At 69.8% G+C, this 18,671-nt stretch carries 19 protein-coding genes and 1 pseudogene; 9 read left to right on the forward strand and 11 right to left on the reverse strand.

The window, feature by feature from the left end; translation table 11 throughout:
• Positions 1-281 precede the first annotated feature (281 nt).
• Positions 282-1,034, reverse strand: a complete 753-nt coding sequence (locus BR31_RS0122075) for a DUF429 domain-containing protein (RefSeq protein ID WP_027502885.1) — start codon at positions 1,032-1,034, stop codon at positions 282-284.
• A gap of 35 nt (positions 1,035-1,069) precedes the next feature.
• A complete protein-coding gene (locus tag BR31_RS0122080; protein ID WP_027502886.1) occupies positions 1,070-1,288 on the reverse strand; it encodes a hypothetical protein in 219 nt (72 codons plus the stop codon).
• 325 nt (positions 1,289-1,613) lie between these two features.
• Between BR31_RS0122080 and BR31_RS0122085 the strand changes: the two genes are divergently transcribed.
• Positions 1,614-2,831: a DUF4185 domain-containing protein gene (locus BR31_RS0122085; RefSeq protein WP_027502887.1), complete on the forward strand. Its 1,218-nt coding sequence runs from the start codon at positions 1,614-1,616 to the stop codon at positions 2,829-2,831.
• Between the two features lie 59 nt (positions 2,832-2,890).
• Here the strand turns inward: BR31_RS0122085 and BR31_RS0122090 are convergent, their stop codons facing one another.
• Both BR31_RS0122090 and BR31_RS0122095 read right to left on the reverse strand, forming a co-directional pair.
• A complete protein-coding gene (locus tag BR31_RS0122090) occupies positions 2,891-4,021 on the reverse strand; it encodes an acyl-CoA dehydrogenase family protein (protein WP_027502888.1) in 1,131 nt (376 codons plus the stop codon).
• A gap of 9 nt (positions 4,022-4,030) precedes the next feature.
• On the reverse strand, positions 4,031-5,203 hold the full coding sequence (locus tag BR31_RS0122095) for an acyl-CoA dehydrogenase family protein (protein WP_027502889.1): 1,173 nt from the start codon (positions 5,201-5,203) through the stop codon (positions 4,031-4,033).
• A gap of 198 nt (positions 5,204-5,401) precedes the next feature.
• Here BR31_RS0122095 and BR31_RS0122100 point away from each other — a divergent pair, with 198 nt between their 5' ends.
• Positions 5,402-5,983 carry a TetR/AcrR family transcriptional regulator gene (locus BR31_RS0122100; RefSeq protein ID WP_037177795.1) on the forward strand — a complete coding sequence of 194 codons (582 nt, stop codon included), beginning with the start codon at positions 5,402-5,404 and terminating at the stop codon, positions 5,981-5,983.
• 3 nt (positions 5,984-5,986) lie between these two features.
• On the opposite strand, the gene BR31_RS0122105 is transcribed toward BR31_RS0122100, so the two are convergent.
• Complete coding sequence (locus BR31_RS0122105) at positions 5,987-7,198, reverse strand: hypothetical protein (RefSeq protein WP_027502891.1); 1,212 nt, start codon at positions 7,196-7,198, stop codon at positions 5,987-5,989.
• Positions 7,199-7,395: 197 nt separating this feature from the next.
• Between BR31_RS0122105 and BR31_RS0122110 the strand changes: the two genes are divergently transcribed.
• The 4 genes from BR31_RS0122110 to BR31_RS0122125 all read left to right on the forward strand — a co-directional run bounded on the left by BR31_RS0122110 (position 7,396) and on the right by BR31_RS0122125 (position 10,860).
• A complete protein-coding gene (locus tag BR31_RS0122110) occupies positions 7,396-7,971 on the forward strand; it encodes a histidine phosphatase family protein (RefSeq protein ID WP_027502892.1) in 576 nt (191 codons plus the stop codon).
• A gap of 142 nt (positions 7,972-8,113) precedes the next feature.
• Positions 8,114-9,697: a hypothetical protein gene (locus BR31_RS0122115; RefSeq protein WP_037177799.1), complete on the forward strand. Its 1,584-nt coding sequence runs from the start codon at positions 8,114-8,116 to the stop codon at positions 9,695-9,697.
• Between the two features lie 45 nt (positions 9,698-9,742).
• Positions 9,743-10,228 carry an SgcJ/EcaC family oxidoreductase gene (locus BR31_RS0122120; RefSeq protein WP_027502894.1) on the forward strand — a complete coding sequence of 162 codons (486 nt, stop codon included), beginning with the start codon at positions 9,743-9,745 and terminating at the stop codon, positions 10,226-10,228.
• Positions 10,225-10,860, forward strand: a complete 636-nt coding sequence (locus BR31_RS0122125) for an AMIN-like domain-containing (lipo)protein (RefSeq protein ID WP_051637644.1) — start codon at positions 10,225-10,227, stop codon at positions 10,858-10,860. Before BR31_RS0122120 ends, BR31_RS0122125 begins: the two co-directional genes overlap by 4 nt.
• A gap of 29 nt (positions 10,861-10,889) precedes the next feature.
• Here the strand turns inward: BR31_RS0122125 and BR31_RS0122130 are convergent, their stop codons facing one another.
• The 4 genes and pseudogenes from BR31_RS0122130 to BR31_RS0122145 all read right to left on the reverse strand — a co-directional run bounded on the left by BR31_RS0122130 (position 10,890) and on the right by BR31_RS0122145 (position 15,666).
• Positions 10,890-13,397, reverse strand: coding sequence for an ABC transporter permease (locus BR31_RS0122130; RefSeq protein ID WP_442970238.1), 2,508 nt, complete (start codon positions 13,395-13,397; stop codon positions 10,890-10,892).
• Positions 13,398-13,412: 15 nt separating this feature from the next.
• A complete protein-coding gene (locus BR31_RS0122135) occupies positions 13,413-14,213 on the reverse strand; it encodes an ABC transporter ATP-binding protein (RefSeq protein WP_051637645.1) in 801 nt (266 codons plus the stop codon).
• A gap of 130 nt (positions 14,214-14,343) precedes the next feature.
• Positions 14,344-14,490 (reverse strand): annotated as a pseudogene (locus BR31_RS32500) (DUF2834 domain-containing protein); the annotation flags it as partial.
• 54 nt (positions 14,491-14,544) lie between these two features.
• Positions 14,545-15,666: a DUF2332 domain-containing protein gene (locus BR31_RS0122145; protein ID WP_051637646.1), complete on the reverse strand. Its 1,122-nt coding sequence runs from the start codon at positions 15,664-15,666 to the stop codon at positions 14,545-14,547.
• Positions 15,667-15,722: 56 nt separating this feature from the next.
• Between BR31_RS0122145 and BR31_RS0122150 the strand changes: the two genes are divergently transcribed.
• The gene (locus tag BR31_RS0122150; protein ID WP_027502899.1) at positions 15,723-16,499 is read left to right on the forward strand and encodes a deoxyribonuclease IV; all 777 of its coding nucleotides are present in this window, start codon (positions 15,723-15,725) and stop codon (positions 16,497-16,499) included.
• A gap of 10 nt (positions 16,500-16,509) precedes the next feature.
• On the opposite strand, the gene BR31_RS0122155 is transcribed toward BR31_RS0122150, so the two are convergent.
• The gene (locus tag BR31_RS0122155; protein WP_027502900.1) at positions 16,510-16,833 is read right to left on the reverse strand and encodes an ArsR/SmtB family transcription factor; all 324 of its coding nucleotides are present in this window, start codon (positions 16,831-16,833) and stop codon (positions 16,510-16,512) included.
• On the reverse strand, positions 16,830-17,300 hold the full coding sequence (locus tag BR31_RS0122160; protein ID WP_051637655.1) for an SRPBCC family protein: 471 nt from the start codon (positions 17,298-17,300) through the stop codon (positions 16,830-16,832). The genes BR31_RS0122155 and BR31_RS0122160 overlap by 4 nt, the downstream gene beginning before the upstream one ends.
• 150 nt (positions 17,301-17,450) lie before the next feature.
• Between BR31_RS0122160 and BR31_RS0122165 the strand changes: the two genes are divergently transcribed.
• Both BR31_RS0122165 and BR31_RS29700 read left to right on the forward strand, forming a co-directional pair.
• Positions 17,451-17,975 carry a hypothetical protein gene (locus BR31_RS0122165; protein WP_027502902.1) on the forward strand — a complete coding sequence of 175 codons (525 nt, stop codon included), beginning with the start codon at positions 17,451-17,453 and terminating at the stop codon, positions 17,973-17,975.
• A gap of 98 nt (positions 17,976-18,073) precedes the next feature.
• A complete protein-coding gene (locus BR31_RS29700) occupies positions 18,074-18,670 on the forward strand; it encodes a hypothetical protein (RefSeq protein WP_051637647.1) in 597 nt (198 codons plus the stop codon).
• Position 18,671: the final 1 nt, after the last annotated feature.

Here is an 18,671-nt window from a genome sequence, read left to right on the forward strand (position 1 = left end):
ACCGAGAAACACGTTCTCGGCCGCTCCGGGGCAACTGTTCCAGCCTATCTCATCGAGCAGACCCGGTCAAAACCGGCCCCACCAGACTCAGAAGGCAGTCGAAGACTGAACCGATCGAAACCGGCTACAACTTCTAGGATTACCAGGCGCCTACGTCCAACCTCGTGTCCCGCGCCTCTCGGCCGGGTCGGTGTCCGTGTCGCTCTGACTCGACAAAAGTTACGCGACAAACCCCAGAACACCAAAACGCCTGGTCAAACGCGGTGATCGGATTCTTGCTCTCAAATTCGCGCGCCTCGGAGCGTTGCCAGCGGCGAATTCGGTAGGTGAATCCACCCCTCCCGCTCCGCCACCACCCGATCCGCGTCCGCGGGCAGCTCTGTCTTGCCGAGCGCGGCAGCGCGTGCCACGACGGCGGCCACCACCGCGTCGAAGGCGTCGTCGGATTCCCGGCACAGCCACTCCCACTCCCCGAGGTCCAGCCACGGCGCCGCCCCGGCGAACCCGGTGACGAGGTCGGTGAGTGCCGGCCGGTTGACCCGCCCCTTGTATCCGCGTGCGGGCAGGCCCCACCCGAGCAGGGCGGCCGCCGGGTACACCTCGACCGCGCGGCCCGAGACCCGGCCGGCCTCGACGCCACTGCCTCGGAGCTCGGCGAGCAGGCCCGCGCAGCGGAACGCGACATGTGCGATGCGATCGGCGGAGACGCTGAGCGGGGACAGCCCCGTCGACGCACGGACAAGAAGATCGGTACGTCGCATCGCCAACGGCCGGCGGCCGTCCCTGCTCTCCAGGTCGTTGGTCCCCTGCAGCGTGCCGGTGTCGTGTTCGTTCAGGAATCGGACGAAGGCCTCGGGCCACCCGAACGGCGAGTCGATCCCCGTTCGCTCGGCGCCTCGGATCGCCTCGACGATCTCGGCGTTGCCGACACCCAGATGCAGGCTCTCGAGCGTCGCCGCACCTCCGGACCACGCGATCACCGCGACCGCGGTCTTTCCCGGCTCCGCCGCAAGGTCCACACCCACAGTCCGCATCACACGAGGCTAGGTGCGTGCGCTGCCGCGGGGTGCTAGGCGGTGGTGCGACGCGAGCGCGCGGGGCGTTCGAGTCGGCCCTGCGACTCCGCCCGCAGTTTCAGCAGGTAGAGCCCGGAGACGGACGCGACGATGAGCCACAGCACGGCGGCCTCGACATCCAGGCCATAGATGCCGATGGCGGCGCCGACGAGTCCGGTCACGAAGACACAGGCACTGAGGGTCTTGAGGGCGGGAGGGTTGATTGTGGTCATGCTCGAACACCTACTCGGAAGTTCTTCGGCGTCTCGCACGCGAGCCGCCAGCTGGTCACTGCTTCGTCGAGAATTACGCATCTCGGGGGCGTAAGACTCCTGAGCCGCATTTCCGCACGAAACGCTAGCGGCGGATTGACGACAATCCCGGTAGGCGCGGCGTCGTTATCCAAATCGAGACCTTTGTCGAAGCCGGGGACAATTCGGAAGTCTTGTCCTAACGGTTATCCAAGGGCACGACCACCTTTCTCCGGCTTCGTTAGATTGTCAGCGGCCGCGATTCTCATGCGGCCGTTGCGCTGAATCAAGAGGGAAGGCCCACCCGATGACCCGTTCCCCCAAGCTCGTGATGTTGTCCCTCGCCGCGACGATGGCGTCGACCGCGGTACTCGCCGTCGGCGCTCCCGCCGCGGCGGTGGATCTGTTCTGCGGCGGTACCGGCAGCGGCGGGAGCAGCGGGTTCGGCAGCACCGGCGGCGCGGGCAATCCGATCCCGTGGTTGAACGGTCAGGACGGGCGGCTCCCCAATCTCAAGGGCAAGACCCAGGCGATCGAGCACGTCACCGGCATGAACGGCCCGAACGACACCGCCAGGCGGTTCAACGTGGTCGGCACCGACCTCGGCATCATGTGGGACAACGGCGCGGGCCAGGTCCTCACCGCGTTCGGCGACACCACCGGACTGAGCCAGGTTCCGCTGTGCGAAGGGCTGGTGGGTGACTGGCGGAGCAACGTGCTCTTCCGCAGCTCCGATCGCGACCTCAGCGACGGTATGAGCATCGACAGCTCTCCCCTTGACCGGCCGAACCACTCGAAGGAATTCCTCCCGAGCAAAAAGATCCCCGGCGTCGAACACACCGTCATCCCGACCACCGGAATCTCCGTCAACGGGGCGCAGTACATCAATTACATGTCCATCCGCAGCTGGGCGGCGCCCGGCGAATGGGTCACCAATTACTCCCAGATCGCCTCCTCCACCGATAATGGCGAGACATGGACGCCGCGCCCGGAGTCGATCCGGCTGAATGTCCTCGACGACGCCCTGTCACGGGCGAATCTCCCGGCGACCGGAAATCAAAACTTCCAGATGGGCGCCTTCGTCAAGCACGACGGATTCGTCTACAACTTCGGCACGCCGTCGGGTCGGTCCGGGCAGGCCCGGCTCTCCCGCACCCCTGAGGCCTCGATCCTGAACGTCGCCGGCTACGAGTACTGGGACGGCGCCGGCTGGGTGGTCGGCAACCCGGCCGTCGCGGTGCCGGTCCTGGACGGCCGGGTCAGCGAGCTGTCGGTCCAGTACAGCGCCTACCTGGGCAAGTTCATCGCGCTGTACTCCAACCAGTCGAACGCGCTGGTGATGCGGACCGCGCCGGTGCTGACCGGGCCGTGGAGCGCGCCTGAAACGCTGGTCAGCAGCGCGACCGTGCCCGGCCTGTACGGCGCGTACATGCACCCCTGGTCGGAGGGCGAGAACCTGTACTTCCTGGCCACCACGTGGTCCGACTACAACGTGATGATGATGCGCACCAAGCTCAGCCGCTGACCCTCGACGGCCGAGAGCCCCGCCGACCGCACAGGTCGACGGGGCTCTCGGCGTCATGGCTACTGCGAGACGTTGACCATCTCGTGGTCGGCGACGGTTCCTGCCAGCACGCGCAGGTGGTCGTCGGCGCTGCCGAGCGTGTGCTCGATCGCGACGAGCCGGGACACGTAGTGCCCCACCGGGTACTCGGCGGTCATGCCGATACCGCCGTGCATCTGGATGGCCTCCTGACCGATGTGCCGCGAGGCCCGTCCGATCTGCAGCTTGGCCCGCGAGGCGATCGTCGGGTCCTTCACGCCGTCCGCAAGGGACATCGTGGCGTACAGGCTCATGCTGCTCGCCAGTTCCAGCGAGACGTACATGTCCGCCGCGCGCTGCGTCAGAGTCTGGAACTTCGCCAGCGGGACACCGAACTGCTTGCGCTGCTTGAGGTACTCGGTGGTCAGCCGCAGCGTCTCCGCCATCGCCCCCACCGCCTCGGCGCACAGGGCGGCCTGCACGCGCACCTCGGATGCGGTGATCGCGGCGGTGACGTCACCGCCGTCACCGAGCTGCTCGGCCGGCGCCTCGGTGAACTCGATCTGGGCGCCGCGCAGCCCGTCGTGGGTGGCGTAGCCGCGCCGGGTCACGCCCTCGGCGGCGGCATCGACCAGGAACAGGCCAACTCCCCCGCCGGGCAGGATCGCGCTGACGACCAGGGTGTCGGCGCAGTCGCCGTGCAGCACCGGGTTCTTGCGGCCGGTGAGGACCCAGCCGTCGCCCCGCGCGGTGGCGGTCGTGGAGACCGCGGTCGCCGGCCACCGGCTACCGGGCTCGTCGTGCGCGAACGCCAGCAGCACGGTGCCCTCGGCGACCCGGGGCAGGTAGCGCGCCCGCTGGTCGGCCGAGCCGGCGTCGGCGATAAGCCCACCGGCGACCAGCACGGCGAGGTACGGCTCCGGCGCCAGCGCGCGGCCGATCTCGTTCATCACGGCCATCGTCTCGACCGGTCCGGCGCCCATCCCGCCGTCCTCCTCGGCGAACGGGAGCCCGAGCAGGCCGATCTCCGCGAAGCTCTTCCACACGTCCTGGCTCCAGCCGGGCTCGGTGGCGGTGACGGCGTTGCGCTTCTCGGCGTCGTAGCTGCGGCTGAGCAGCTCACGGGTCGTGTCACGCAGCATGACCTGTTCGTCATTGAGTTCGAAGTCCATTGCGGCGCCTCACAATCCGAGGATCGAAGAGGCAATGATGGTGCGCTGCACCTCGCTCGATCCGCTGTAGATGGATACCTTTCGGTAGTTCAGGTAGGTCGGGGCGGCGTGCTGCGCCCAGGCCGGCGAGTCGATGTCGGCCGCCCCGAACGGCAGCGAATCGGGGCCCGCGACGTCCATGAGGATCTCGGTGGTGGCCTGCTGCAGCTCCGAGCCGCGCAGCTTGAGCAGCGAGGACGCCGGGTTGGGCTTGCCGTCCGCCGAGCCCGCGACCACCCGCAGCTGGGTCAGCTCGAGCGCGAGCAGCTCGTTCTCCAGCTCCGCCAGGCGCGCCGCGAACAGCGGGTCCTGCAGGAGCGTGCCGTCGCCGACCTTGGTCTGGGCCGCCAGCTCCTTGGCCCTGGCCAGGCGCACCTTGGAGGTGCCGACCCGGGTGACGCCGGTGCGCTCGTTGCCGAGCAGGAACTTCGCGTATCCCCAGCCGGCGTTCTCCTCGCCCACGAGGTTCTCGGCCGGGACGCGGACATCCTCGAACCACACCTCGTTGACCTCATAGCTGCCGTCGATCAGCTTGATCGGGCGGACGGTGACGCCGGGGGTCTTCATGTCGATGAGCAGGAACGAGATGCCCGCCTGCCGCTTCGGCGCGTTCGGGTCCGTCCGGACCAGGCAGAAGATCCAGTCCGCGTGCTGCGCCAGCGTGGTCCAGGTCTTCTGACCGTTGACGATGTAGTCGTCGCCGTCGCGGACCGCACGGGTCTTGAGCGAGGCCAGGTCGGAGCCCGCCTCCGGCTCGGAGAAGCCCTGGCACCACCAGATGTCGAGGTTCGCGGTCGCGGGCAGGAACCGCTCCTTCTGCTCCTGCGAGCCGAACGCCGCGATGACCGGTCCGACCATGTCGGCGTTGAACGCCAGCGGGTCCGGCACCGACGCCAGCTGCATCTCGTCCAGCCAGATGTGACGCTGCACCGGCGTCCAGTCGCGGCCGCCCCACTCGACCGGCCAGTTCGGCACGGCGAGCCCGTTCGCGTTGAGGATCGCCTGGGTGGTCTTGAAATCCTCGGCGGTCAGCTCACCGCCGCGCGCGGCGCGCTCACGGATGTCGGCCGGGACCTGGGTGGTGAAGAACGTGCGCATCTCGTCGCGAAAGGCGAGTTCCTCGTCGGTGAGTTTCAGGTTCATTGTGTGCTTTCTGTGTCAGATCGCCGAACCCCGGCCGGTCCAAGCGGACGGGGCGAGCCGAGAGCGCGCACCGCAGAACTAAGCGCACGCTCATTTCCTAAGCGCATGCTTATACTTGTCCCGCCGGCGGGTGTTGTCAAGGTCGAACGGGAAGCGGAGGCGAAGGTGAGCGAATCGGTGACGGCGGAGACCCCCGCCGTGGTGAGCAGCTCCAAGGCCGCCGCGCGGATCCGGGCCGCGGCCGTGGAGGCGTTCGCCGAGAACGGCTACGGCGGGACCACCACCCGCGACATCGCCGCCCGCCTCGGCCTGAGCCCGGCGGCGATGTACCCGCACTACAAGTCCAAGGAAGAGCTGCTCTACGCGATCAGCTACGAGGGCCACCAGCGGTGCGTGGAACTGCTCACCGACGCCGATCCCGTCGACTCGCCACCCGCCGCGAGGCTGCGAGCGGTGGTCGGCGCCTTCACGCGGTGGCACGCCAAACACCACGCGCGCGGACGGGTGGTCCAGTACGAGCTGACCGCGCTCTCACCCGAGCACTACCGCACGATCATCGGGCTCCGCCGCGACGTGAACCGGATCGTCAAGCGGATCGTCAAGGCAGGCGCAGCGGACGGCTCGTTCGTCGTCCCTGACGTCGAGGGGGTGACCCTCGCGATCACCTCGCTCTGCGTCGATGTGTGCCGGTGGTTCCCCGGCGGCGGCTTCAGCGAACCGGATCAGGTCGCGGAGCTGTATTCCGAACTGGCCCTTCGCCTCGTCGCGGCCACCGCCTGACCGTCAGTCCCGCCCGCGGCCCGGGTCCGCGCGCGAGGTCAGCGCCAGGATGTCCCCGTACAGGACGCTCTGATAGGTCCCCATCAGCTCCTCGACCCCACCGAACTGGTCGCCGACATGATGGGTGTTCTCCGCCGACAGTTCCCGGTTGCCCGAGCGCGCGATGAGGTCGTCGATCCTCGAATCGAGGCTCATCGTCCGCTGCACCGCGGCGATCGTCTGCAGCTGGTCCTCGGCCTGGGACAGCAGGTCCCCGATGCGGGCCAGCGCCGCGACCCGGTCGACCAGCTGACCCCACACCGGGGCAAGCGCCGTCTGCCGCGCGGTGATCTGGGCGCGGGCGCCCTCGCCCCGCGTTGACTGCATGGCCGCGGCGAGCTCGGCGGTGATCCCCCGCAGCGCCACGGTGTCGGCGGCGATCTGGATCAGCTCGTCCGCCAGGTCCAGCTGGGCGCGCTGGATGAGGAAGTGCTCCGAATGCCAGGCCGAGGACCCGTCGATCCGGTCGTAGAGCGTGCCCGCCAGGTAGAGCAGCGTGTCGTAGCGATCCGCGAACCGCTCGCCCTCGGGCGCGGCGCCCTGCGCGAGGGCCTCGGCGGCCCGCCGACCGACGCCGGCCAGCGGGGTGCTCTCGGTGAGCGCGGCGACCCGCTCGGCCGCCGCGCCCAGGGTCGCGTTCCGCACCTGGTCGACGGGGCGTTCCCCCGAGGTGACGGGCACCGGGGTCCGCTGCAACGCGGCGAACAGCGCCTCCCGTTGGTCGGGTTCGAGATGCACCCCGTCGCGTCGCTCCCGCCGGATCGCCCGCACCCCGCTCGCGTAGTGCGTGGCGGACAGCACCAGGGCCGCCCGCAGGTGAGCGAGCCGCTTGGCGACCTCGGCCGCCCGGAAGGTGAACACCGCCTGCACCGGCCCCGGCCGCAGCTCCGCCGCCCGCCCCGCGAGCCGGGCCTGTTCGTCGGTGAGTCGTCGGAGCGCGCCGAAGCCCCCGATCGACGGGATCGTCCGGCCCGTCCGCCGCCGCTCGGCCAGGATCTCGCGCGTGGCGGAATCGAGGTGACCGGCCGCGATCAGGACCGCAGCCTCGTCGGACAGCACCGGCAGCCGGGCATCGACCCACGCGTCCTCGCTCCACCGCCGCACCTGCAGCGAGATGCGCTCGCGGCGCTGCGCCGCGGTCTCGAATTCGCCCGGGACCTGCGGGTCATCCGACATCGAGCCTCCTCGAGTTCCAGGACTCCACTGTTCCAGAAATCGAGGCGTTGTGCTTCGACCGGCCAGGAGCGGTATCCCTGCAGGAACCGACCCCGGCCGGCCGTGTGCCCTCCATGTCGAGCGGAGGGCACACGTGCCGTCGAATCACCCAGTCGCACAGCACCGCTCGCCCCAACCGGTGTTAGTCTGCGGCGACCATGACCTACCTGGCGCTGATTCGGCACGGCGAGACCGAGTGGAACGCACAACGCCGCCTGCAGGGCTCTTCCGACATCCCACTCAACGACACCGGCCGCGCGCAGGCGCACAGGGCGGCCGACGCGCTTGCAGACCGGACCTGGGATCTGCTGGTCAGCTCGCCGCTGTCGCGCGCAACCGAGACCGCTGACATCATCGGCGCACGGCTCGGCATCGAGCGCTCCGCCGCGTACCACGACCTGGCCGAACGCCATCTCGGCGAGGCCGAGGGCATCACCGACTACGAGGCCTACGACCGTTGGCCGCACGGCCGCTATCCCGATATCGAACCCAAGCCCGCGGTTGCGCAGCGCGGCCTCCGCGCCGTCGACGACCTGGCCCGACGCCACCCCGGGTCTGCGATCATCGCGGTCACGCACGGTGGGGTCATCCGCGCGGTCCTCGACTCCGTCCACTCGGCGCGCTCACCGCGGATTCGCAACGCGGGCATCAGCACCATGAGCCACGACGGGCAGCGGTGGACCGTGCACACCATCAACGGGGTCGAACTGCTGCCCCGTCACGCCAAGAGCTAGACAGGCCCACCCGCGATTATTGCCACTACTTCCCGGGACCAGGTGCGAAACTCATAGGGTGAGGCAACCACCCGAACGTGGAAACACACGCCGGATTCGCCCGTCGCTGCAGCGGTTGTGGGGCATCGCCGCGGTCGGCCTGTTGTGGCCGGTCCCGGTCGCCGCGGCCGCGACTCCGCCGAGCCAGCCCGCCGCCTGCGTGCCGTTCGGGACCGCGCAACTGCCGCCGGGTGCGCCGTCGAGTGGCGGCAGGCTCGGGTTGACGAACCTGCCGGTGTTCACCGGACAGTCCGCCCCCGCGAGCGTCGAATTACGCACGCCGACCACACAGTTCAACCGGTTCTCCGATTTCGCCCTTGTCGGCCGGGACCTGCTCACCCGCCCCCGATCGACGGGTGCCGACGCCGAACCGTGGCGCTACGTCCCGATGCCCGAATGCCTGCGAGGCCGACTGATCGGGATCTCCGTCGACGACGACGAGTTGGTCGCCATCGACGACAACGGCTGGATCTACACGATGGACAACGCCTCGCAGGACCCGATCCTGTGGAACTGGACATCCGCGTGGGGCTCACCGCTGTGGTTCGCTCCCGGACAACAACTTCCGGGCGAGAACGGGAACGGCTGGGCGCTGAGCGTCTCGTCCCCGTGGGACAACCAGACCTTCACCGACATCGCGGGACGAATCCACTATGTGGGGCTGGGGAAGATGACGATGCTCCCCGCGCTCACCGGCGACGGCAGCCGCATCACCTTCGCCGACCCGTGGCTGCCGAACGACGACAGCTACGAGATCGGCGGCCCGCTCGGTGGCCGGTTCAAGTCGATCTCGCTGTCCGCGGCCGGGTCGACGACCTTCGTGATGAACAGGTACGGCGACATGTACACCCGCAGCTTCGATTTCGACTCGTCGGGCTCGGACTCGGTCTTCTTCCGATACAGCTGGGACAGCCAGGCCGGCAAGCCAACCGCCCCCAATATCATCGCCGAACTGCTCGACCGCAGCACCGCCGCGATCCAACTGCCCGCGCCCGACTGGATCCATCAGCCCAAGATCCCCGGCGAGATCACCTCGGCGATCAGCGTGAATTCCATCGGGCCCGGCCCTGGCCAGCGCGAACTGCGGGTGGAGGGTCGCCGCGACGGCGCCACCGGGTTCTGGCACAAGAATCTGACCGCGCCCGACTGGGAGTTCACCCGCACGGATGCCGCGCGCCTCGGCACACCCGTCGACAACCCGTCGGCGGATCGGTCGAACGACACCCTGGCCCCGCCCGCGCCGTGGCACCTGTCGGGGAACCTGCCCGCCCGCGACGGCAGCATCGACGGGCAGGTCCTGATCGACATCGGGTTCCCCTACTCGGTCGTCGACCCGCGGATGCTCGACGCGGTCGGATCGCACGCCGCACCGTCGGGCTACCGCATCTCGGTGCCGCACTTCGACCCAGCGGCCACCAGCAGGCCGGCAACGGTGACCGCACCCGACGGCACCGAGATCCCGGTGGTGCTGCACACCGCCGACGGGCTGCGCCTGTTCGACACGCGCGCTCCCGGTCTCGACGGTGAGCCGCGCCATCTCGTCGGCGCCGTCGAGGTCCCGCGCGACGCGTTCGACTCCCGCGGCGACGATCCCGCGCTGGAGAGCTTCGTCCGGGACTGGATGCGGGGCAAACAGATCGCAGCCATCACCCTCAGCGCCACCGACCACGATCTGGTGGTGAGGTAGCACGGCGAATCCATCACCCGACGAGCGAGGAAATCAGGTGCCGCGATGCACAAGTCCACCGTTCGATCCATCGCACTGACCGCGGGCGCGATCGCGGCCCTCACGGCATGCGCGGACCCGATCTCCGGCGACGCGCAGGATGACCCGCCGTCGCCTGAGCAGGTCGCCGCGCTGTTCGACACCTGGAACGAGACGCTGGCGACCGGCGACCCGGAGGCGGTCGCGGACCTGTACGCCCCGGACGCGGTGCTCCTCCCGACGGTGTCCAATACGGTCCGCACGGACCGCGCCGGCATCGTCGACTACTTCACCGGCTTCCTGCCCAGCAAGCCGAGCGCGGTGATCGAGCAGTCCGTCGTCAACGTGCTCGATGCGGACAACGCGATCGACACCGGCGTGTACCGGTTCACCCTGAGCAAGCCCGAGGCCACTCCCGAGACCGTCGATGCCCGCTACACGTTCGTGTACGAGAAGAGAGACGACAAATGGCTGATCGTGAACCACCACTCCTCCGAAATGCCGGAATCATGAACCGCCCGAACACGGCCCGCCCGCGGCTCGCGGCGCTCTGTGGGGTGCTCGCGGTGGGCGGGGTGCTCGCGCTGACCGGCTGCGGCGACGGCAGCGACGGCCTCGCGACCACCTCCGGGTCGGTCACCGCGGCACCGGTGGACTCTGCCACATCCGCGTCGGGCGCCACGCTCATGTCGACGACCCCGAACACCGCCTGGAGCACCGACCCCCAACGGGCCGACGCGTCCGACGACGCGCACCTGACCGTCTCCGGCCTGCGCGTCGGCGCCCAGGACGGCTACGACCGCGTGGTCTACGAACTGGGCGGCACCGGCGTCCCCGGCTGGTCGGTCCGCTATGTCGACCAGGCCGTCCAGGAGGGCAGCGGGGAGGTGATGCCGGTCGCGGGCGAGGCGATCCTCGAGGTCCTCATCACCGGCAGCGGCTATCCCTTCGACACCGGCGTCGCCGAGTACGACGGGCCGAGCCCGTTGCCCGGAAACGGCACCGAGCTGGTCACCGAGGCCCGGATCTCCGGGGTGTTCGAGGGGACCACCCAGGCGTTCATCGGGCTCGAGTCCGGCGGGCACCCGTTCACGGTGTCCACGCTGAGCGACCCGACCAGGCTGGTCGTCGACATCGAGCACTGACATCGACGACCAGCCCGGCCGCTCCGCGATCACACCCCGGCGATCGCCTCCAGCGGCTTGGTCCGCGCGGCCCGCGCGGCCGGCCACAGGGCGGCCAGCACGCCGACCACCGCGGAGCCGAGCAGCATGGCCACCACCTGTCCCCACGGCACCGCGATCACGTCGAGGCCCTCATCCGCCAGCGTGCTCACGAAACCCCAACCGAACGCTAGCCCGAGCAGCACCCCGACCGCCGCACCGAAGACCGCGATGAGCACCGACTCGAGATAGATGGTGCGGCGCACCTGCGGCCGTTGCATGCCGACGGCCCTGAGCATTCCGATCTCGCGGCGCCGCTCCACCACCGACAGCGCGAGGGTGTTGATGATGCCGAGGATCGCGATCACGATGGCCAACGCCAGCAGCCCGTAGAGCACCGCCAGCAGGGTGTCGATCTGCTTGCCCTGACTGCCCTTGAACTCCTCCCGGTCCTTGACCTGCACCACCAGGAACTTGTCCGTCGCCGCCGCCAGATCGCCGCGCATCGCCGCCAGGTCGGCGCCGGGCTGCGCCTCGATCAGCACCGCCCAGACCGCCCTGACCGCGGCCGGGGTCACCTGCTCGTACACCGATTCGGGCACCACCCAGTCGCCGAGGAGCTGGGAGTCGGCATAGACACCGGTGACATTGGTGGTCACCTGCTCGCCGTCGCGGTCGGTCAGGACGACCGGCGAGCCGAGCCGCCACCCCTTCTCGGCGGCGGTCGTCTCGGAGACGAGCATGTTGCTGCCCGACAGCTCGGCCGACCCCTCCACGAGGGTGTAGTCGAGGACACCGTCGAGCTGACCGCTGAGAGCGGTGCCCATCTGCGCCTCGTCGTCGATCTTCACCGAAACGCCGTGCAGCGCGACCGCATCCGCAACGCCGGGCACCTCCTTTGCCGCGGCCGCCGCCCCGAGGGGAACACCCATCGCGTCCGGGCCGAGGAGGATGTAGTCGGCACTGACGCCGGTGTCCACCAGGGAATTCACGCTCTCCTTCGCGGACGCCCCGAACACCCCGATCACCGACACCAGCATCAGCCCGAGGGTCAACGCGAACGCGGTCGCCGCGGTGCGGCGGGGATTGCGCACGGCGTTGGTGCGGGCCAGCCGGCCCACCGGACCGAACGGCTTGGCCAGCACCGCGCCGAGCGCGCCGACCACCGGGCGTGAGAGCGCGGGGGCGGCCAGCAGGACCGCGACGATCAACGCGGCCGCGCCGAGGCCGACCGTCGTGGCCGCGCCGCCGCCGGTACCGCGCGAACCGACCAGCAGCAGCACGCCGCCGACCACCGCCGCGATCGCGCCGACCAGCGTCCGCACGCGCAGCGAGTCACCAGTGGAGGAGAACTCCTCCCGCATCGCCGCCACCGGCGGCACCTTGGCCGCCCGGCGCGCGGGTGCATAGGCGCTGACCACCGTGACGAGCACGCCGACGGCGAGGGCAACGATGACGGTGCGCGGCTCGAGCTGCAACGGCCCAGACGGCAAGCCGACATCGAACCCGTTGAGCAGCGCCCGCAGCCCGTAGGCGAGGCCGACGCCCGCGGCGATGCCGAGCGCGCTGCCGAGCAGGCCGACGATGAGCGCCTCGAGCACAACCGAACGCCCAACCTGCTTGCGGCTGGCGCCGATCGCCCGCAGCAGCGCGAGCTCGCGCAGCCGCTGGGCCACGATCATCGAGAAGGTGTTGTAGATGATGAACGTCCCGACCAGCAGCGCGATCGCGCCGAACGCGAGCAGGAAGTAGTTCATGAAGCTGAGCGCCGAGCTCACCTCCGCCTTCACGTCCTCGCGAACCTGATCGCCGGTGTCCACCTTGAGGTCCGGGAGGGCGGCGGCGACGCGGTCGCGCAGCTCGGACTGAGACACCCCGCTGCCAGCGACGTCGATGTAGTCCACGTGGCTACCGTCGGTGAAGAGCTCGCGCGCCTGCGCACCGTCGAACAACGCACCGACGAATCCACCGCTGTCGGAGGGCGTTTCATAGATCCCGGTGACGGTGACGTCGATGACGCCGCTCGTGGGCACCAGCACCTGGGTCCGGTCCCCCACCGCGAGACCGGCCTTGCGTGCCGCGCCCTCGTTGAGTGCGATCTGGCCCGGAGCGGCGGGCGGCGCGCCCGCGACCATCTCGTCGGGGTCGCCGAGCGCCTGCTCCGGCGGGATGTACGACAGCCCGATGCTGGGCGCTCCACCGGACTGCATGGGCTTCTTGTCGGCGCCGAGCAGCACGATCGGGCCGTCGACGGCTGGCACGACTGCGCGCACCCCGTCGACGGCCTCCAGCGTCGGGAGGTCGGCCAGCGGCACCCCGCTCGACCCCTTCTCCAGGCCGCTGACCCGGACGTCGACGCCCTTGGCCGCATCCGCGAACAGTCCGTCGAAGGTCTTCTGCAGCGTGTCGGTGAACACGAACGACCCGGCCACGAAGGCGGTGCCGAGGACGACGGAGAGCACGGTCAGCGCGAGACGCACCTTGTGCGCCGCGAGGTTTCGCAGCGAGACCTTGCGCATGGGTGAGGCCATGTCTCAGCCCTCTACGTCGACGGCGACGGTGTCGAGCCGCTTCATCCGGTCCAGAACGGTCTCCGCGGTCGGGTCACGCAACTCGTCGACGATGTGGCCGTCGGCGAGGAACACCACCCGGTCCGCGTAGCTCGCGGCCCGCGGATCGTGCGTGACGATCACGACGGTCTGGCCGAACTCGTCGACCGCGGCGCGCAGGATGGCGAGCACCTCGCCGGAGGAGCGCGAGTCCAGGTTCCCGGTTGGCTCGTCGCCGAAGATGATCTCCGGCTGACCGGCCAGCGCCCGCGCGCAGGCGACGCGCTGCTGCTGGCCGCCGGACAGCTCGCTCGGCCGGTGGTCGAGCCGGTCCTTGAGCCCGAGCCGGGTCAGCACGTTGTCGAGCCAGGACGGGTCGGCCTTGCGGCCCGCGATGTCCAGCGGGAGGGTGATGTTCTCCAGCGCCGTGAGCGTCGGAACCAGGTTGAACGCCTGGAAGACGAATCCGATCCGGTCGCGCCGCAGCTGCGTCATCTGCTTGTCGGACAGGGTGGTCAGTTCGGTGTCACCGATCATCACCGAGCCCGAGGTGGCGGAATCCAGCCCGGCCAGGCAGTGCATCAGCGTCGACTTGCCTGACCCCGACGGCCCCATGATCGCGGTGAACTCGCCGCGGGCGAAGTCGGCCGACACCCCGTCCAGCGCACGGACCTGGGTGTCCCCCGAGCCGTACGTCTTGTTCAGGTTCTGCGCGCGGGCAGCGAGGGTTGTGGGGGCCGGCGTTTCGGTTGACACCGCGACGGCGCCGAGGGCATGCGAGCTCATGACTGCCTTTCGTCCTGGGGCTGGGCTGACACTGCGACCGCATCAGTCTGGTCGGAGCAGTTATACGAGCACCATCAGGGACCACCCTGATCTTTCGCTCAGGGTGCGGTCCGACCGCGACAGCCGGTGCTCACGTCGCCATCGTGCCCGAGGTCTCCGACAGGCGCCGCTCGCGAGCGATCAGAAAGAGCGGGAACATCACGCTGATCGCGATCACGATCGACAGCACGACGTACACCCACACGTACTTGATGCCCAGCCTGCGGGCCTCGATTGCTACGCAGGAGACATGCGCGAAGGTTAACCCCCGACGCCGCTCGGCGTCCCCGGTTCAGGGGGCGGAGTTGGAGGCGTGCCGGCTTCCTGTCAGCCACGCCAGCAGGCGACCCCGTGACCAGCAGCGGCCGATGGCCTCGGCGTGCAGGGCCGGCCCGTCGAACACCGCAAGGCCGATGATGCTGTGGCCGGAGGCGCGGCGATCGCCGAGTGTCGGTATCGCAGGCGCGACCCCGACCCCCTCCGCCGACACCCACGCCACCGCCCGGCCCGCCGCCGCTTCGTCGAGGCGGTGCAGGAAGCGCAGGCGGCTCTCGAGCGAGAGGTGCGACAACGCCCACGTCGTGGTGACGACGGGCAGGGCGTCCGCGGGGACCCGGGCAAGGGCGTCGGGCATCAACTCGACGGCGTCGCCTCGCAGCAGCAGCGGAGGGGCCGTCGCCGTCAACGCCATCTCCGCGTCGAGCCTCGCGGCCCGCTCCGGCTGGTCCGGCCCGAGGCAGGCGCGCAACCATCGGGCGTCGTCCGCGTCGGTCACGTCGATCGGATCGAGGTCGATGCCGACCCGGGCGACGACCTCCGGCATCGCCCGCGCCGGAATGGGCCGGTCTCCCACGACCGAAGACGACAGCTGCACGGGAGATGACGGGTCGCCAAGCGTCTGTCCGTTGCTGTACGTGATGCCGACGCGATCGACGTTGAGATCGAGCCCGGCCGAACAGCCCACGTCGATCAACCCGACCGCATTCGCGCCTGTCCGGCGCGCCGCCTCGGCAATGGCCGGATAGAGCACGGGGCCGTGTCCGGTCTCGTCGGTCAGCACCTTCCTGCGCGCGACGATGGCCACGACCGAGTCGGTCATGCGCAGCAGCGCGTCGATCGCGGCGCGAGCGGCGGCGTCGCCGTCCCCGGCCGCATAGGCCGCGGCAAGCGCCGGGGCACGTCCGGCGAGGGCGAGGTCGTGCAGCGCGGCGAGGATCACCGTTGGGTGCCGCTTGCGCGCAGGCGCCGCCTCGATGGCACGCAGCGCCTCGGCGGACTCGCTCAGCGCGACGGCGACGCGCGCATACAGCGGCGATGTCTCGGCTGCGTCGACCTCACCGAATCGTCGGTACACCTGGGCGAGTGTGCGATCCCTGCCAGCGGGTGCGGCGCTTCCTGCGGTCGGCCTCGGCATCCCGACGACTCTAGCCATCGGAACGACAACCCGCCCGAGGCCCTACCCTGGTAACCATGCGCATCGGAGCACACGTACGCGAGGACGACGATCCCATCGGGGCAGGTGAGCGGCTCGGCGCGGAGGTGGTGCAGCTGTTCCTCACCGACCCGCAGAAGTGGAACAAGCTGACCCCGCACCCGAGGGCCGAGCAGATCCGCGACAGCGCGATCGACGTCGTGGTCCACTCGTCGTACGTCATCAACGTGGCGAGCCTGAACAACCGGATCCGGATCCCCTCCCGCAAGTCGGTGGCGGACCAGGCGAAGGCCGCGGCGGACCTCGGTGCGATCGGCCTTGTCGTGCACGGCGGGCATGTCCGTGACGGCGAGGACCCCGCCGCGGGGTTCGACAACTGGCGCAAGCTGTTCGAGCGGCAGGCCGACAAGGGCGGCTTCGAGGTGCCGATCCTGATCGAGAACACCGCGGGCGGCGAGTCGTCGATGGCGCGGCGGTTCGACGACATCGCCCGGCTGTGGGACCAGGTCGGCGAGTTCGGCGCCGGATTCTGCCTCGACACCTGCCACGCGTGGGCCGGTGGCGAGGAACTGGTCGGCGTGGTGGAGCGGATCAAGGCGATCACCGGGCGCATCGACCTGGTGCACCTGAACAATTCCCGCGACGAGTTCAACTCCGCGCGGGACCGGCACGCAAACCTGACCGACGGCACCATCGACCCGGAGGTGCTCGCGGCCGTCGTGCTCGCCGCTCAGGCCCCGGTCATCCTCGAGACCCCGGCGGACGGCCTCGCCGACGACCTCGCCTACCTGCGCGAGGCCGTCGGCAACGCCTGAGCCGACAGGCCTACAGCGCCTCGGCGATTCGCTTGATCTCGGAGAGCCGGGCGTCCCACTGCGCGCCGATCGCCTCGAGCCGCCTGCCGACCGCACTGAGGGTGGCGCCGATCGCCCGGTACCGCACCTCCCGGCCCGCCGGGACGCGTTCCACGAGCCCGGCGGCCTCGAGCGCCGCGAGGTGCTTCGCGATCGCCTGCCTGCTGACGGGCAGGCGATCGGCGAGCGCGGACGCCGACAGGTCCGCCTCGCCGAGCAGCACCAGGATGTCCCAGCGGGTGTCGTCGGCGAGCGCGGCGAACACGCGAGTCGGCGCCGGGACCCCGGCGGTCATGCCGCCTTCGCCTCGAGGTAGGCCACCAGCTCGTCCAGCTCGGCGTTCCAGCCCTGACGGTTGCCCTCGAGCGCGTCGCGGCGCTCGGATTCCACGTCGCTGACCCGGTCGAATCCGGTCTCGACGACGGTGAGTTCGGTGGAGCCGCCGAGCTCGCGGAGCGTGAATCGCACGTCCGTGCCGCGGATCAGGTCGGGGTCGCCCGCCTGGCCCCAGCGGTACCCGAAGTGGTCGGGCTCGTCGACCTCGATGATCTCGAGAGGCATGTCGCCGTGCTCGTCCCAGCTGAAGACGCCCCTGGCCCCGACCGTGAGCGAGTCGATGACCGCACGCTGGCCGAACCATTTCGCGATGTGCTCCGGCTCGGTCAGCGCCTGCCACACCCGATCGCGCGGCGCGTCGATGACCACGGTCCTGCTGACGACGTAGCGCCCCTCGTCCACGGTTGCCTGCCCTGTCGACGTCATCTCGATCTCCTCCTGTTGGGTTGCCCGCAAAGCTGCAACCCAATGGTTGCACTCGTCCTCGATCAATGCAATCCTTTGGTTGCACTAGCGATCGCGTGTCGCGGCCCGTCGCTCACCGGAATTCGGGTCTCCGATTGTTAGGATCGGCAAGTGAACTCGCTGGTCGAGGCCCTCAGCTCCGATACCGCACCGTGGTGGGCGGTACCGCTGTCGATGATCGTCGGGATCCTGCTCGGCGTCTTCGCCGTCCGGCGCGGCAGGTCGTCGCCCACCCCGGAACCTGCCCGCGCGATCGCGAGCGACCCGCAGGCCCGGTCCACCTACGTGCGCTTCCTCGCCGCGGCCGACCGTGCACACAACAGCATCGTCGAGGTCGACCACGCCGTGCTCGCCGAGGCGGACCTCGAGGAGTCTCTCGAGTCCGACGACCCGAAACTGAAGGCACTGGCCCGGTCCATCGTCGAGATGGACGCGATGGCGAACGAACTCCGGATCTGCGCCCCCGGCCCCGTGGTCGGCGCGACCGTCGCCCTCTTCGGATTCGTCACCGACTCCACCATCGACGGCGTCACCGACCAGGACGCGTTCCGGACCCGATACAACGACAAGAAGGCCGCACTGATCGGCGCGATCCGGGAATCGCTCGGGGAGCAGCCGCTCACGCCCGCGCGCTGAACGGACCACGTTGTCCTGGCGGTGAAATCATCTCTCGCCGGGTGCCCGGTTATCCGGTACCTTCTCCTCGGAGCAGCACACGACACGAGGAGCATTGAGTGAACGGCAAGAACCTGGCACGTCGCACCACCGCCGCATTCGCCATCGGCGCGACCGCCACCCTCGTGTTCGCGGGCACCGCAGGCGCCGACCCCCAGTCGGACGGCATCCAGGATCTCCGCAAGGCCGCCGCCAACTCCGAGGCGAACAGCGCCGCCGTCGACGTCCTCGTGAACTCTCCTCTCGTCACCACGAACATCGCGAGCTCCTTCGGCCTGTTCGCGTTCACCTCGCCGACGATCGGCTGCGGCCCCGGCGTCCCGATCACGCTCACCGGAGCCTCCGCCAGCAGCGGCGGCGACCTCAAGGCCGGCCAGATCCGGTTCCAGGCCTCGCCCCGGGTCTCCGGCGTAGCGAAGGGCTCCGGTCTGACCGCGGTGTGGGTCAACACCAGCACCGGTGCCAGCGGCATCGCCCCCATCGACGGTGTCACCGAGTTCGGCACCCCGTCGCTGTCGAAGGTCGTCGACTCGGGCCCCGGCAACGTGGCCGCCGCACTCTTCGGCACGGTCACCTACGCGGACGCGACCTGTGTGGTGCTGCCGACCGTCGGCATGTTCACCGTCGCCGCCCCCGCCGCCGCTCCCGCCAAGTAGC

It is taken from the genome of Rhodococcus sp. UNC363MFTsu5.1 (assembly GCF_000686785.1).
Lineage (GTDB): Bacteria > Actinomycetota > Actinomycetes > Mycobacteriales > Mycobacteriaceae > Rhodococcus_G > Rhodococcus_G maanshanensis.